The organism is Mesorhizobium sp. M0768, assembly GCF_040320195.1.
GTDB lineage: Bacteria > Pseudomonadota > Alphaproteobacteria > Rhizobiales > Rhizobiaceae > Mesorhizobium.
The window spans coordinates 18,944-33,867 of record NZ_JAMYPD010000022.1; the positions used below are offsets into that span (position 1 = coordinate 18,944).

Genomic DNA, 14,924 nt, shown 5'->3' on the forward strand with positions numbered 1-14,924 from the left:
AACGCGCCGGTGATTGGCAGCTGTCAACAAAAACGCTCTGCAGCGATCCTTCGCGCCCCCCTCTGTCCTGCCGGACATCTCCCCCTCTAGTGGGGAGATTGGCCGCCACTTTCGGCTTTCGCCAATCTCCAACTCTGACGAACAACGCGCTGTCGACGAAACTGCCAATCTCCCCCCTTGAGGGGGAGATGTCCGGCAGGACAGAGGGGGGCGCTGTCCCTCCAGGGTTCAGTGATTCTTCAAACGAACAAATCAACCTTCTGAAAAGTCGTCACGTCGATCAGGCCAACATCGGAAATCCTGAGCTCAGGGATGACGACCAGCGCCAGCAGCGAGTGCTGCATGTAGGCGTTGTTCAGCGAGCAGCCCATCTGGCGCATTGCGTCGCTGAGTTTGTCGGCCTTGGCGGCGACGATTTCGGCGCGCTCGTCCGACATCAGCCCGGCGATCCGCATTTCGACCAGCGCCAGCTCCTTGCCGTTGGAAAACAGCACGACGCCGCCGCCGACCTCGCCTAGCCGGTTCACGGCCAGAGCCATGTCCTGCTTGTTGGTGCCGACGACGATGATGTGGTGGGCATCGTGGGCCACGCTCGACGCCATGGCGCAGTCGCCGATGTAGCCGAAGCCGGAGACGAAGGCGTTGGTGACGCCGCCGGTGCCCTTGTGGCGCTCGACCAGCGCGATCTGGCAGACATCGTTGCGACGGTCCATGGCGACCAGCCCGTCCTCGACGGCAAGATCGGCCTCCAGCGCCCGCGTCGGCGCCTGGTTTTCGATGACGCCGATGACCCGCACCCGCACCTCGTTGGCGCCCAGGGGTGCGGCGATGTCGAAATCGCCTGCCTTGAGCTTCCTGCCGAGCTTGACGGTGTTCTTCGCCGTCTTCGGATAGTCGTAGGCCGGAATGTCGATTTCGAGCTTGCCGCCCTTGGCCAGCCTGACGCCGCGGCCATAGACCTCGTCGATGGTCATTTCGGCGAGGTCGGAGACGATCAGCAGATCGGCGAGCCGTCCCGGCGCGATCGAGCCGATCTCGCGCTCCAGCCGGAAATGCTGCGCGGTGTTGAGCGTCGCCATCTGGATCGCCGTCACCGGCTTCAAGCCCTGGCTGATGGCGTGGCGCACGACCCGGTCCATATGGCCTTCGTGCACCAGCGTGCCGGAGTGGCTGTCGTCGGTGCACAGGATGAAGTTGCGCGGGTCGAGCCCGCTCTCCGTCACCGCCTTGATCTGCGAGGCCACGTCGTACCAGGCCGAGCCCAGCCGCAGCATTGCCTTCATGCCCTGGCGGACGCGGGCGATGGCGTCCTCGGCGCGCGTGCCTTCGTGGTCATCCTCAGGGCCGCCGGCGACATAGCCATGGAACGGCAGGCCGAGATCGCGCGAGGCATAATGCCCGCCGACGGTCTTGCCGGCCCTCACCGTCGCGGCGATCTCACCCGACATCACCGGATCGTTGGCGGCGACGCCGGGAAAATTCATCACCTCGCCGAGCCCGATGATGTTTTCCCAGCTCATCGCTTCGGCAACGTCGGCGACGGTCAGTTCGGCGCCGGCATGCTCCAGCCCCGGTGCCGAAGGCACGCAGGACGGCATCTGCACGAGTACGTTGACCGGCATGGCGACGGCCTCGTCATGCATCAGCCGCACGCCCGGCAGGCCGAGCACGTTGGCGATCTCATGCGGATCGATGAACATCGAGGTGGTGCCGTGCGGGATCACCGCGCGGCAGAATTCCGTCACCGTCACCATGCCGCTCTCGACATGCATATGCGCGTCGCAAAGCCCCGGCACCAGATAGCGGCCGCCGGCATCGACCACCTTGGTGCCCTGGCCGATGGCATGGCCGGCGTTCGGCCCGCAATAGGCAAAGCGGCCGCCGGCAATGGCGATGTCGGTGCCGGCGATGATCTCGCCCGAATGGACGTTGACCCAGCGCCCGTTGCGGATGACGAGATCGGCGGGCTTGCGGCCCATGGCGACATCGACCAGATGCGTCGCCATCTCGGCCCAGGGTTTTGGTTTCGTCGCATTGGCGGTCTTCGGCATCAACAGGCTCCTCTTTGCCCGACTGTGCCAAGCCGCGAGGATTTTGACCAGCGGGGAAGTAAGCGCGGACGGCGAAGTTGCAGATCTCCCCCCTCGAGGGGGAGATGTCGCCGATGGCGACAGAGGGGGTCGGGACGTCCTGACGCAAACCTTTACCGCGAACAAAACAGGCTGGCCTTTACCGCGACCAAAACAGGCTGGCGCTCGACGCGCGACGACCCCCTACCGGCCATCTCCCCTCAAGGAGGGAGATCGATGCGCCATGGCCTTCGCCAATCGCCAAGGGGATTTTGTGCCGGCCGCAGCAACTTTGTTCTTGCTTTGTGCCAGCAGCTATGCTACTAATTTGGGTATGGTGCCAATTGGCTCCAACGACCCGCCTCCCGAGGCGGGTTTTTGTTATTGCGCCATTCATGGCAAATGGCCCAGGCGGAATACGATTCCGTTGCGGCCAATCAGCTTTCGTCTCGTTAGAGGATCCTTCTGAATCGACGGTCGCGGAGTTTGACGCACTCCATCGTTCGAGCCTTCGGCCGGTTCACTCAATTCGATCCCGAACTGTCACTTCTTGCTTGGATCGTCTGCCGGGTTGACGTAGGTGATCTTGAATGGCCCCTCGCCATGAACCTGGATGATCGTATCGCTTGTCGTCCAGGCAAAGTGATTCATTCCGGCCGGCGCGACGCCGAAGCCGCCAGCAGTCAGTTCGACACCTTTCGCCTCGTCGAGCTTATCGCCCATTCCAATATGGAAGTTGCCGGAAAGCACCGTTACGTATTCCGTGGTGGGATGATTATGTGCGGCAATTTTGTAGCCGGCGGGTGTCTTCAACCGCAGCACATAGGCGCCCTCCTTTGAGGGGTCTCCAGCGACAACAGCCATTTCCGCGCCAGCGGGAATGACAGCTGGAGCAGGACCCCATTTGATGTCTTTGGCGTTCATCGGCATCTCATCGGCAAACAGAGACGCCGTCCCAACAACCAGCAGTGCCAGGGCAGAGGCAAGCTTGAGCATGACAATCTCCCAGTCTCTGTAGAGGACGGCGTCGAGTATCGGCGCGCCGATCCACTTGCCAATTGGAGTCTATCAGGGCAGAGCGCCCGAACGCATCCTGCGAACGGGGGACGCGCATTCGCGGTAGCCGCGGAAGCTGCCGCTAAAAACATTTCCAGGTGAAACGATTTTGTTTGTATCACTGTAGGTGATCGGCCTCGCTAGCTTCCAGATTTCTCTACGGCAGAAGACGGCTTGACGGCCTTTGGCTGGCGGCTGAAAAGGGCTGGCCTGCGGACGTGGCGGAATTGGTAGACGCAAGGGACTTAAAATCCCGTCCTAGTCCTTTGCACCCTCGCAACTAACCCCTCAAGGCTTGTAATTCCCCGGTTTGCGCCGGGGTTTTTCATTTCACCACTCGTGCAACGGATTTTGTGGGAAACACGCCGTTGTGGGAATCGTGTGGGAAAAGGAGAACCGACGTTCATGGCCAAACCAATCCACATGAATCTGCAGGCCGGCACCGACGACGAGTTAGACAATTACGCCAAGGGTGGCTCCAGAAGAGGAAATCGAATTAAATCAGCACAATCTTAGAGGTGCGTGAGGCGGTTTCTCAAGCACCAGCACATGACTGCCAAGAGGTGATGTGTGAGTGCTCTTAACCTTGAACCCCTCGTCAGAAAGCGTTTCGATAAATTCGCCATCCGTTCCAGGCGGAACGCGGGCAACGACGTTCGAGGTGCGCCTCACAATATTGGAAAGCACCCTTCGTGCCTTGTCCGGGCCGATGTTGCGCTGCATGTGCTGATAGACGGCCAGCAGCAGGACGATATCGTATTTCGGTAGAAGGATATTACCGAGGCGCCGGCTGCCAAGATTCAGGCGATCGAACCGGGCATGCACCGGGGAGCCACTCAACAACATCTTTGCAGTCTCGATATGCGGCTTGGCAACGTCGATCCCATGGATCGAACTGGGTTTCAGCTTGGATATCTCATAGGCGACAACACCCATATTGCAGCCAACATCGAGAATGGATTTCCCAGCATAGTCGATCTCCAATGAGAATATCCCGTCCAGTCTATCCTCCCATGTTCCTGCAAAACCTCTTTTGAACCTTGACCACCACAAATCATATGCTCCTAATATTAGAGATCGCCGAAATATAGCGCTCGTTACCTTCTACTATTCATAAGTCGTGACCAAGAAAAGCCTGCCCCCCACAAAAACACAGAAAAACATCATGGACACCACGTTCAAGCGCGCTGCGAGGCGCCTTGCTGATCTCAACTTGCGGGAAACTAGGCGCCCGCATTAGAGTAGGAGAGGACGGTGTTTAGGACATCGCCTTCAAAGCTAGTCCAGCCAACCCCATTAACGCATCACGACCACGATCTCCTGGCAGTCGCCTGATGGCTCAGAACCGCAAGGGCATCGACCGTCTGATGCAGCACAGCGACGTCTGCGACATCGGCAAGTGGGAGGTCATAGAGGTGTGGCGCAGCATCCGCGAACACATCACCGTGGTCTACACAACGCGGCATACGTGCTGCTCGTGGCAGATCATCCGTGGCATCGACATCCGGCGCGTCCAAATCTGGATGGGCCACAAGTCGATCCAGACCACCCCTGAACTACGCCCACCTCGCACCCAATCACTTGCTCGACAACCTGACCGCCCTCGAAGGTGGCGCGGCTCCGAGGCTCGTGGTAGTGAACGGCAAATCCTAAGCCGACCGTGTGGGAAACCATGTGGGAGACCGGTGGGATTTCCCCACAATGTGGGAAGTGGGCGTGGCGGAACTGGTATACGCAGCAGACTTAAAATCTGCCGGTGTTTCAAGCACTTACGGGTTCAAATCCCGTCGCCCACACCAAGCCTCGCAAGGGACTTAAAATCCCTCGATCTCTGATCGTACGGGTTCGATTCCCGTCGTCCGCACCAGATTTGGATTTGCCAAGACAGCTTAAGGGCGGTTCACTTTGCGGGACCGCAATTACCGACAGCTCGCGTGTTGAGCTTACCAGCCTTCAGGTCTGAAAGCTGCGGAATGGATGCATCAAATCCGGCGTATTTTTCGTAGACTTCCCTGTCCAACGAGATTTGCCGACCGGCGGCAGTAAAAGCGACCATCCCTGTAGTGCCGATATAGGCTCGCGCCGCTCGCATTCTGCAGAAGTATTTTTTCTCGCCGTTGGACACGAACCAGCCCAGCGAGCCTGATGCACCTCGCGACAGCTTGCCGGTCTTGTATCCTTTGCTTTGCAGGTTGGAATAGGATTCAGCGTGTGACGGGGTAATCGATGCCAGGAGAAAGACAGCCATCGAAGTCGCACCCAACCACTTCGGCAAGTTTTTGATAATCATAGATCTGTTCCCTTTCAGCTGCATCTCAGCCCGTTGCGGCAAAGCCGTTCACCCCCCGATCGGGTTCAGCTTCAAATGCTGGATCAGGATAATCGTCTTGGCGTCGATAATCCGACCGTCGTGGATGCCGGCCAGCGCCTCGTCGAGCGGCATTTCCAAAACTTCGATGTCTTCGCCTTCGTCATGCGCGCCGCCGCCGTCGGAAATGCGGTCGGCGGGCGAATAGCGGGCGACGAAGAACCAGAGCCGCTCGGTCACGCTGCCGGGGCTCATATAGGGCGAAAACAGCCGCTGCACGTCCTTCAGCCGATAGCCGAGTTCCTCCTCGGCCTCCTTGCGGATGCAGGTTTCGGGATCGTCTTCGTCGAGCAGGCCGGCGCAGGCCTCGATCAGCGGCTCCTTGTGGCCGGTGACGTAGGCCGGGTAGCGGAACTGCCGCACCAGAAGCACCGTCGAACGCTCCGGATCGAAAGGCAGGATCACCGCGCCGTCGCCGCGATCGTAGGTCTGGCGGGTGTGCGTTTCCCATTTGCCGTCGCGCCGGCGATAGTCGAAGACGGTCTTTTTCAAAACCGCCCACTCGTCGGAAAGGACTTCCTCAGAGCGGATGCGAATGCGATCTTCCATGGTGGACTCCCTGCTGCCGCGGCAAGGCGTAGCCGCGAACGGCGGTTCGTGCAATCGGGCCACCAATTGGTCCAGAGCACCGGTTCACCGTCTCGTGTCTGGCGCTGGCACAATCGGCTGCATAAATAGCGGCAACCCTTTCCGGAGTTTTTTATGACCTCATCGCTTTTCCAGCCGATCACCCTCGACGGCCTGACCTTCCCCAACCGCATCGCGGTCGCGCCGATGTGCCAGTATTCGGCCGAGGACGGCTCGGCCAGCGATTGGCACCTCTATCACTGGATGAACCTGGCGATGTCGGGCGCCGGCATGGTCACCGTCGAGATGACCGATGTCGAACGGCGCGGCCGCATCTCGCATGGCTGTCTCGGCCTCTATTCCGAGGACAACGAGGCGGCCGCGCGACGCACGCTGGATGCAGCCAAGCGTGTCGCCGCACCGGGCACGAAATTCGGCACGCAGCTTGCCCATGCCGGCCGCAAGGCCTCGAACCGCAAACCCTGGGAGGGCGGCGGCCCGCTGCATGCCGATCAAGATCCGTGGCCGATCGTGTCGGCCTCGGCCATCGCCTACGACACCGGCTGGCAGGTGCCGCGGGCGCTGGAGGACGACGAGATCCTGCAAATCATCGAACGCTTCGCAGAAGCGGCACGGCGGGCCGAGCGCGCCGGCTTCGACTTCATCGAGCTGCATGCCGCGCATGGCTATCTGATCTTCCAGTTCCTGTCGCCGCTCTCCAACCGGCGCACCGACCGCTGGGGCGGCTCGCTGGAAAACCGCATGCGTTTCGCCGTCGAGATCGCCAAGGCGGTGAAGAAGGCGGTGCCCAGGCTGATGCTGGGCGCGCGCCTGTCGATTAAGGAATGGGTCGACGGCGGCTTCGAGGTCGAGGATGCGATCGAAGTGGCAAAAGCGCTGAAGGAAGCCGGCGTCGCCTATCTCTGCTGCTCGAGCGGCGGCAATTCACCGTTGCAGAAGCTGCCCTCCGGGCCCGGCTACCAGGTTCATCTGGCCGAAGCGGTGCGCAAGGCCGTCGGCATCCCGACGCGGGCCGTCGGCCTGATCGACGATCCGAAACAGGCCGAGGCGATCGTCGCCGACGGGCGCGCCGACATGGTGGCGCTGGCGCGCGCCTTCCTCGCCGATCCGCGCTGGGGCTGGCGCGCCGCGGCCACCTTTGGCGAAGAAATCCACCCGGCGCCGCAGCTTGCCCGCTCGGTGACAACGATGCAGCATTGGATGAAGGCGGCGACCTGACGGCGGGTTCTCACCTCGCTGGGCGGGGCATTACAGCTTCGCTTTGATCCTCTGCCGGTGTAGGGTGGCCGGGGCCGCGGCTGGGCGCGGCGGGTTGGGGGGAGCAGTGACATGTCGTTCAGGGGGATTTCCATTGCGGCTGCCGTCGCGGTTGCGGCCGGGCTGTCGTTCGCCTCATCGACACCGGCCGGGGCGCAATATTGCGAAGGCACGGTGCACGGACTTTCCAGGCACTACAATCTGGCGACGGGAAGCGGCTTTCTCGCCGTTCGAGCCCGACCGAACTCGTCGTCGCGCATGATCGGGCAATTATTCAACGGCGACCAAACCGAGATCTTCGACCGCCGCGGAAGCTGGTACAAGGTCGATTTCGGCGGCCGCACCGGCTGGGCGAATGCACGCTGGCTGCGCAACGACTGCGGCTATTGAGCTATTTTCGCCTGAGCTAAAATAGCAGTTGCAACCAAATCGGCCGCTCCGCGTTGGCGGCGATGATGGACAGCAAGCCATTTGAAAAGCCGGTCGTGGTCGAACTCGGCCATGTCGGCAAATATCGGCAGATCCGCAGCGCCCAGGAGGCGGCGGAGTGCTTGATGACGGTCTGGCCACTCAACCGCGGGCCGCGTCATCGTGATGCCCTCGACACTTGCCTAAAAGTGCTGGAAGGTTATCGTTCGACGGCGGATGCGCGCCGGGCACTGATCGAAGCCGCCAGGGAATCGGACGTGCTGGTCGCAGACGACAGGCTGCCAGACGACAGACTGGCCGACGACAGGCTGCATTGAGGCAACGGGCTTTCAACCGGAGGGTTTCATGGCGAAACTGACCTACAAGATCGTCGAGCATGACGGAGGCTGGGCCTACAAGGTCGGCTCGACATTCTCCGAAACGTTCCCCACCCATCAGGACGCCTTGCGCGCCGCCGAGATCGCTTCCGCCGAACAGCAGGTCGCCGGCAACACCGATGGCATCCAGTACGAGGACGCCGACGGCAAATGGCACGACGAGCTCGCGGACGGCCGCGACCGGCCGCAGACCGAGGTTTCGGATTAGGGTGTGCCGATATCCCAGTGATGCCGGCGTGCTTTACAGGTCGGTTTGGTAGCGCTACCGTCTCACATCGCGCGTGACCGGGGAGGAGCCTGGGCGCTGTCGCGGGCCAGGCAGGAAAGCGGTTTCCTTCGAAGTCGTTGCAGGAATCAATCGGGAGGAGATCGATGGCGTCTGTCGCAATCGGCGATGTCTACAAATCATTTGGGACCGTCGAGGTCCTGCACGGGGTCAGCGTCGATATAAACGACGGCGAGTTCGTCACGCTGGTCGGTCCTTCGGGTTGCGGAAAGTCGACCCTTCTCAGGATGATCGCCGGCCTGGAAAAGATCTCGCGCGGCCAGATCGCGATCGGCAAACGTGTCGTCAACAACGTTGCGCCAAAGGAGCGCGACGTCGCCATGGTCTTCCAGAACTATGCGCTCTATCCGCATATGACGGTCGCCGAGAACATGGCGTTCTCGCTGATGCTCAAGGGCGTTCCCAAGACGGAGAGCGATGCCGGCGTGCGGCGCGCGGCCGAAATCCTGGGACTGGTGCCGCTGCTCGACCGTTATCCGCGCCAGCTTTCCGGCGGCCAGCGCCAGCGCGTTGCCATGGGCCGGGCGATCGTGCGCGATCCGCAGGTTTTCCTGTTCGACGAGCCGCTGTCGAATCTCGATGCCAAGCTCCGGGTGCAGATGCGCGCCGAGATCAAGGAACTGCACCAGCGCCTGAAGACGACGACGGTCTACGTCACCCACGACCAGATCGAGGCGATGACCATGGCCGACAAGATCGTCGTCATGCATGACGGCATCGTCGAGCAGATCGGGCCGCCGCTCGAGTTGTACGACCGGCCGAACAATCTGTTTGTCGCCAGTTTCATCGGCTCGCCCGCCATGAACATGCTCAGAGGCGAGATCGTAAGCGACGGCTCGCCGTCATTTCGCGGCGCCGGCGGGATTTCGGTCCCGTTGGCCTCGGCACTTTCCATCGGCAATGGTGAGCCGGTCGTGCTGGGGATACGGCCCGAGCATTTACGGCTGTCCGACAATCAGGGCATTCCGGTCACCGTCGTGGTGGTCGAGCCGACAGGGTCCGAAGTGCAGCTCATCGGCCGCACCGCCGGCGGCGATGAGATCGTCGCAAATTTCCGCGAACGCCATTCCTTCACGCCGGGCGAAACCATCCGGCTTACGGCCGAGCCTGGCCTCATTCACCTCTTTCACGGCGAAACCGGACAGCGGTTCGAAACGCCCATCGGGCAGTAGGACGGCAAGGACAATAAGCAGGAGGAAGCGAGCATGAAATTCACCAGACGTGACGTGATCCGCACCACCGCCGGCGTTGCGGCGGGAGCCTTGGGAAGCCGGCTCATCGGCTCTCCCGCCTTTGCCCAGGAGGGGTTGAAATACAAGCCCGAGGACGGCGCCAAGCTCAGGCTGCTGCGCTGGTCGCCTTTCGTGCAGGGCGACGAGGATCAATGGCTGGCCAACACCAAACGCTTCACCGAAGCGACCGGCGTCGAGGTCCGCGTCGACAAGGAAAGCTGGGAGGACATCCGCCCCAAGGCGGCGGTCGCCGCCAATGTCGGCTCCGGCCCGGACCTGATGTTCGTCTGGTTCGACGACCCGCACCAATATCCCGACAAGCTGCACGACGTGACGGAGCTGGGGGAATATCTCGGCTCGAAATATGGCGGCTGGCACGATGGACCGCACCAATATGCGACACGGCAAGGCAAGTTCCTCGGCCTGCCTCTGGCGACCATCGGCAATGCCATCGTCTATCGCGAAAGCTGGGTGAAGGAGGCCGGCTTCTCCGAATTTCCGAAGGACACGGCAGGCCTGCTCGAGCTTTGCAAGGCATTGCAGGCGAAGGGGCACCCGGCCGGCTTCACGCATGGCCACGGCGTCGGCGACGGCAACAACTACGCCCACTGGCTGCTGTGGAGCCATGGCGGCCAGATGGTCGACGAGAGCAGCAAGGTGACGATCAACAGCCCCGAGACGCTGAAGGCGATCGAATACGCGCAGGAGCTCTACAAGACCTTCATTCCCGGTACCGAAAGCTGGCTCGACGTCAACAACAACCGCGCCTTCCTGGCCGGGCAATTGAGCGTCATCGCCAACGGCATTTCGGCCTACAACACCGCCAAGATCAACAAGGACAAGGATCCGAAACTGGCCGAGATAGCCAAGGACATCCGCACCACCAACCTGCCGATCGGCCCGGTCGGAAAATCCGTCGAGCTGTTCCAGGTGACCACGGCCGTGATCTTCGACTACACGCCCTACCCCAACGCCGCCAAGGCCTACCTGCAGTTCATGTTCGAGGATCCGCAAATGTCGCAGTGGATCACGTCGTCGGCAGGCTATTGCTGCCAGACGCTCAAAGCCTTCGACAACAACCCGGTGTGGACGGCCGATCCGAACAATGCCGCCTACGCCAAGGCCTCGGCGACGCTGCGGCCCAACGGCTATGCCGGCCCGCTTGGCTATGCCTCGGCGGCGACCATGGCCGACTATGTGCTGGTCGACATGTTCGCCAAGGCGGTGACCGGCCAGGCGACGCCGCAAGAAGCGATGGAAGAAGCCGAAAAGCGCGCAAACCGCTACTATCGCGTTTGAGCCGGATTCAGCCGGGCAGCCATGCTGCCCGGCTGGCTTTGGACTGCGTCGCGGCCGCCCGCCGATCAATGAGACCTTAGAGGAGCCGACCCATGGCCGTGACCTCCGCTGCCGCCCAGCCACGCCGGTCGACGCTGTCGCGCGTTCTGACGTTCGTGTCCGAAAGTCATAACGCGCTGGGCTTCGGCTTCATGCTGCCGGCGGCGGCGCTGCTGCTGGTCTTCCTGACCTATCCGCTCGGGCTCGGCGTCTGGCTCGGCTTCACCGATGCCCGCATCGGCCGCCCCGGCATCTTCATCGGCTTCGAGAACTATGAATATCTGTGGGATGACGCGGTCTTCTGGCTCTCCGTCTTCAACACCTTGCTCTACACGATCAGCGCCTCGATCCTGAAGTTTGCGCTCGGCCTGTGGCTGGCGCTTGTCCTCAACCAGAACCTGCCGTTCAAATCGTTCTTCCGCGCGATCGTCCTGCTGCCCTGGGTGGTGCCGACGGTGCTGTCGGCGATCGCCTTCTGGTGGATCTACGATTCGCAATTCTCGATCCTGTCCTGGGCGCTTATGGAAATGGGCCTGATCGACCATCGCATCAACTTCCTCGGCGATCCCGAGAATGCGCGGGCTTCGGTCATCGCCGCCAATGTCTGGCGCGGCATTCCTTTCGTGGCGATCACGCTGCTTGCCGGCCTGCAGACGATTCCGCAGTCGCTCTACGAGGCCGCCACGCTCGACGGCGCCAGCCGCTGGCAATTGTTCCGCTATGTGACGCTGCCGCTGCTGACGCCGATCATCGCCATCACCATGACGTTTTCGGTGCTGTTCACCTTCACCGACTTCCAGCTGATTTATGTGCTGACGCGCGGCGGGCCGGTGAACGCCACGCATCTGATGGCGACGCTGTCGTTCCAGCGCGGCATTTCCGGAGGCCAGCTTGGCGAAGGCGCCGCGATCGCAGTTGCCATGATCCCGTTCCTGCTGGCGGCGATCCTGTTCAGCTATTTTGGCCTGCAGCGTCGCAAATGGCAGCAGGGCGGCGGAGATTGACATGACCGCGATCGAAACGAGCAAACGCCCGGAACTCGACGAAGGCGGCATGGGCTACCTGCAGAGTTTGCCGCGGCGCGTGGTGACGGTCTACCTGCCGTTGCTGATCTTCGTCATCGTGCTGTTGTTTCCGTTCTACTGGATGACGATCACGGCGGTTAAGCCCAACCTCGAGATGACCGACTACGCCAATTTCAATCCGTTCTGGGTGGTGCATCCGACGCTCGAGCATATCCGCTACCTGCTCTTCGAGACGTCTTATCCGGGCTGGCTGCTCAACACGATCATCATCTCGACCGCCGCCACGTTCCTGTCGCTGCTGGCTGCCGTGTTCGCTGCCTATGCGATCGAACGCTTGAGGTTCTCCGGGGCGCGGCAGGTCGGCCTCGCGGTGTTCCTCGCCTATCTCGTGCCGCCGTCGATCCTGTTCATTCCGCTGTCTGTGATGGTGTTCAACCTTGGACTTTACGACACGCCGTTCGCGCTCATCCTCACCTATCCGACCTTCCTGATCCCGTTCTGCACATGGCTGCTGATGGGTTATTTCCGCTCGATCCCGTTCGAGCTGGAAGAATGCGCGCTGATCGACGGGGCGAGCCGTTGGCAGATCCTCACCAAGATCGTGCTGCCGCTATCGGTGCCGGGCCTGATTTCCGCCGGCATCTTCGCATTCACGCTGTCATGGAACGAGTTCATCTACGCCTTGACCTTCATCCAGTCGTCCGAAAACAAGACTGTGCCGGTCGGCGTGCTCACCGAGCTGGTGCGCTCGGACGTCTATGAATGGGGGGCGCTGATGGCGGGAGCGCTGATCGGCTCGCTGCCGGTGGTGGTGCTCTATTCGTTCTTTGTCGAGCACTATGTTTCCTCGATGACCGGAGCCGTGAAGGAATAGCCAGCATCGTGATTGGGTTCGGAGGTATTCCCGGCGGCCGGGAATGCCTGGGGTAGGCACCCTGCCGGCCGAGACCGCGTTCCGGAAGGGTGTCAGCTGCCGGTGTCGGACTTCGGCGCAAATGCGCGGTCGGCAATGCGTTCTATGAAAGCGACGACCCGTTCCGGCTCGACGAATTGCGGCATGTGGCCAAGCCCCTCGACAGGCTCGAAATGCAGCCCGCTGATCTTTTCCATCACCGGCCAGCCGTGGATATCGATGCCCAGCACGCGGTCGGAAGCACCAAACAGAATGCCGGCCGGCATGGTGATCTCGCGATAGCGTTGCTCGATGCGGCCAAGGTCATGCTCGATGGCCACGACATCGGTCGACGTTGCATAGAAATGGCTTGGCCTCAGCCCGCACCAGCCGCCGCCCTCGACCATATAGTCGGCCGGCGCCGTCTGCGGCGCGAAAATGAAGGCAAGCGTCGCTTCGGCATATTTGAGAGCCGCCGGGATCGCCACCGTATAAGCCATGATCCGGCGCCGCAGCGGCGACTTGACATATAGCGGGCCGAACTTCTCGCGCGCGTCCGGCTCCAGATGGGTCAGCGGTGCCAGCAAGGCGATACCGGAAATCGCCGTGGGATGCTCGATAGCCAGCGTCAGCGCGATGGCGCCACCCAGCGAATGACCGACGACCAGAGGCTTTTCCAGCCCAAGCGCGTCGATAAAATGCCGCACGACCTCGGCCTGCTCGGACAGCCGTCCGCTGGCGCCCCTGGCCCGCACCGAATAGCCGGAGCCCGGACGGTCGAGCGCGATCAGCCGATAGTTCGGGCCGAACCGTCCGAACAGCGTGTGGCCGAATTGATGAAGCTGCGCGCCGAGGCCGTGCAGGAAGACGATCGGCCGCCCCTCGCCCGTCTCGACATAATGGATGCGGTTGCCGTCGATCTCGATGAATTTGCCACTGGCCGGCACCAGCCTTTCGGCCTTCGCCGCGATCCGCAGCGTCGCCAGCATCGGATAGGCTGCCACGACGAGCGCCAGCAGAAACAGCGCGCCGGGTAGCCATAGCAGAATTGATACCGGCATTTTTCACTCAGCGCCCAAACCAGCGCGCAGCATCACCCGCCGACGGCTCCACTGCAAGGGAGGTGGCACAGGTGGATCCGTCGTTTGGCGGCATTGCCGCCGGCCGTTTGCCGCGCTATCTCAGGCGACCCGTTTTCCGGAGCCTGCCATGACCGAAATCGTCACCGCCGCCATGCTCGTCATCGGCGACGAGATTCTGTCCGGCCGCACCAAGGACAAGAACATCGGCCACCTCGCCGAGATCATGACGGCGATCGGCATCGACCTGAAGGAAGTGCGCATCGTTGCGGACGAGGAAGACGAGATCGTCGCTGCGGTGAATGCGCTGCGCACCCGCTATACTTATGTCTTCACCACCGGCGGCATCGGCCCGACGCATGACGACATCACCGCCGATTCGGTTGCCAAGGCCTTTGGCGTGCCATGCGGATACGACGCCAAGGCCTACGCCCTGCTGGAGGCAAGCTACGCCGCCCGCGGCATCGAATACACCGAAGCGCGCAAGCGCATGGCGCGGATGCCGCGCGGGGCAGACCACATCGATAATCCAGTGTCGGTTGCGCCGGGCTTTCGCATTGGCAACGTCCATGTCATGGCCGGCGTGCCGGCGATTTTCCAGGCGATGCTCGACAATGTCGTGCCGACATTGCGGGCCGGCACCAAAATGCTGTCGGCAACCGTGGAATGCCCGTTCGGCGAAGGCCTGATCGGCGGGCCGCTGGGCGACATCCAGAAGGCGCACCCGGACACGATCATCGGCTCCTACCCGAAATATGGCGACGGCAAGTTCTGGACGGAACTGGTGGTGCGCGCCCGCAGCCAGCAGGCGCTGGACTCCGCACGCGCCGACGTAGAGGCTATGGTGGCGGGCTTGATCAAGGAAAGCCGAGTGGGCTGATGGCCGGCCTGACGGAACCAGCATCGCGCAGTGACGTTTGTCACGAGT

At 61.9% G+C, this 14,924-nt stretch carries 15 protein-coding genes and 1 tRNA gene; 10 read left to right on the top strand and 6 right to left on the bottom strand.

The genetic code is table 11. The annotated features are described in order from the left end of the window. Positions 1-239: 239 nt before the first annotated feature. The 3 genes from ade to NKI08_RS24060 form a co-directional block, all read right to left on the bottom strand. Positions 240-2,051, bottom strand: a complete 1,812-nt coding sequence (ade, locus tag NKI08_RS24050) for an adenine deaminase (protein WP_352772676.1) — start codon at positions 2,049-2,051, stop codon at positions 240-242. Between the two features lie 561 nt (positions 2,052-2,612). Then, positions 2,613-3,065, bottom strand: a complete 453-nt coding sequence (locus NKI08_RS24055) for a cupin domain-containing protein (RefSeq protein ID WP_352453477.1) — start codon at positions 3,063-3,065, stop codon at positions 2,613-2,615. Positions 3,066-3,626: 561 nt separating this feature from the next. Further along, the gene (locus NKI08_RS24060; protein WP_352684889.1) at positions 3,627-4,109 is read right to left on the bottom strand and encodes a class I SAM-dependent methyltransferase; all 483 of its coding nucleotides are present in this window, start codon (positions 4,107-4,109) and stop codon (positions 3,627-3,629) included. Positions 4,110-4,835: 726 nt separating this feature from the next. Between NKI08_RS24060 and NKI08_RS24065 the strand changes: the two genes are divergently transcribed. Continuing rightward, positions 4,836-4,924: transfer RNA gene (locus tag NKI08_RS24065), tRNA-Leu, on the top strand. 101 nt (positions 4,925-5,025) lie between these two features. Here the strand turns inward: NKI08_RS24065 and NKI08_RS24070 are convergent. Both NKI08_RS24070 and NKI08_RS24075 read right to left on the bottom strand, forming a co-directional pair. Next, positions 5,026-5,415 carry a hypothetical protein gene (locus tag NKI08_RS24070; protein WP_352772681.1) on the bottom strand — a complete coding sequence of 130 codons (390 nt, stop codon included), beginning with the start codon at positions 5,413-5,415 and terminating at the stop codon, positions 5,026-5,028. 48 nt (positions 5,416-5,463) lie between these two features. Continuing rightward, on the bottom strand, positions 5,464-6,042 hold the full coding sequence (locus NKI08_RS24075) for an NUDIX domain-containing protein (RefSeq protein WP_352541399.1): 579 nt from the start codon (positions 6,040-6,042) through the stop codon (positions 5,464-5,466). 153 nt (positions 6,043-6,195) lie between these two features. On the opposite strand from NKI08_RS24075, the gene NKI08_RS24080 reads away from it, so the two are divergent. From NKI08_RS24080 to NKI08_RS24115, 8 genes are all read left to right on the top strand, one after another. After that, the gene (locus tag NKI08_RS24080; protein ID WP_352772683.1) at positions 6,196-7,299 is read left to right on the top strand and encodes an NADH:flavin oxidoreductase/NADH oxidase; all 1,104 of its coding nucleotides are present in this window, start codon (positions 6,196-6,198) and stop codon (positions 7,297-7,299) included. 111 nt (positions 7,300-7,410) lie between these two features. Further along, complete coding sequence (locus tag NKI08_RS24085; RefSeq protein ID WP_352772685.1) at positions 7,411-7,728, top strand: SH3 domain-containing protein; 318 nt, start codon at positions 7,411-7,413, stop codon at positions 7,726-7,728. Positions 7,729-7,790: 62 nt separating this feature from the next. Further along, positions 7,791-8,084, top strand: coding sequence for a DUF982 domain-containing protein (locus NKI08_RS24090; protein WP_352453484.1), 294 nt, complete (start codon positions 7,791-7,793; stop codon positions 8,082-8,084). Between the two features lie 28 nt (positions 8,085-8,112). Beyond that, positions 8,113-8,352 (top strand): DUF2188 domain-containing protein, encoded by a 240-nt coding sequence (locus NKI08_RS24095; protein ID WP_023674770.1) that lies wholly within the window; start codon positions 8,113-8,115, stop codon positions 8,350-8,352. Between the two features lie 164 nt (positions 8,353-8,516). After that, complete coding sequence (locus tag NKI08_RS24100) at positions 8,517-9,602, top strand: ABC transporter ATP-binding protein (RefSeq protein ID WP_352772688.1); 1,086 nt, start codon at positions 8,517-8,519, stop codon at positions 9,600-9,602. Positions 9,603-9,635: 33 nt separating this feature from the next. Beyond that, the gene (locus NKI08_RS24105) at positions 9,636-10,961 is read left to right on the top strand and encodes an ABC transporter substrate-binding protein (RefSeq protein ID WP_352772691.1); all 1,326 of its coding nucleotides are present in this window, start codon (positions 9,636-9,638) and stop codon (positions 10,959-10,961) included. 191 nt (positions 10,962-11,152) lie between these two features. Then, positions 11,153-12,004: a carbohydrate ABC transporter permease gene (locus NKI08_RS24110; protein ID WP_502899663.1), complete on the top strand. Its 852-nt coding sequence runs from the start codon at positions 11,153-11,155 to the stop codon at positions 12,002-12,004. Position 12,005: 1 nt separating this feature from the next. After that, complete coding sequence (locus NKI08_RS24115; protein WP_023674766.1) at positions 12,006-12,899, top strand: carbohydrate ABC transporter permease; 894 nt, start codon at positions 12,006-12,008, stop codon at positions 12,897-12,899. 92 nt (positions 12,900-12,991) lie between these two features. On the opposite strand, the gene NKI08_RS24120 is transcribed toward NKI08_RS24115, so the two are convergent. Continuing rightward, a complete protein-coding gene (locus NKI08_RS24120; RefSeq protein ID WP_352772696.1) occupies positions 12,992-13,978 on the bottom strand; it encodes an alpha/beta fold hydrolase in 987 nt (328 codons plus the stop codon). Between the two features lie 148 nt (positions 13,979-14,126). Between NKI08_RS24120 and NKI08_RS24125 the strand changes: the two genes are divergently transcribed. Next, the gene (locus NKI08_RS24125; protein ID WP_352772698.1) at positions 14,127-14,876 is read left to right on the top strand and encodes a competence/damage-inducible protein A; all 750 of its coding nucleotides are present in this window, start codon (positions 14,127-14,129) and stop codon (positions 14,874-14,876) included. Positions 14,877-14,924 lie beyond the last annotated feature (48 nt).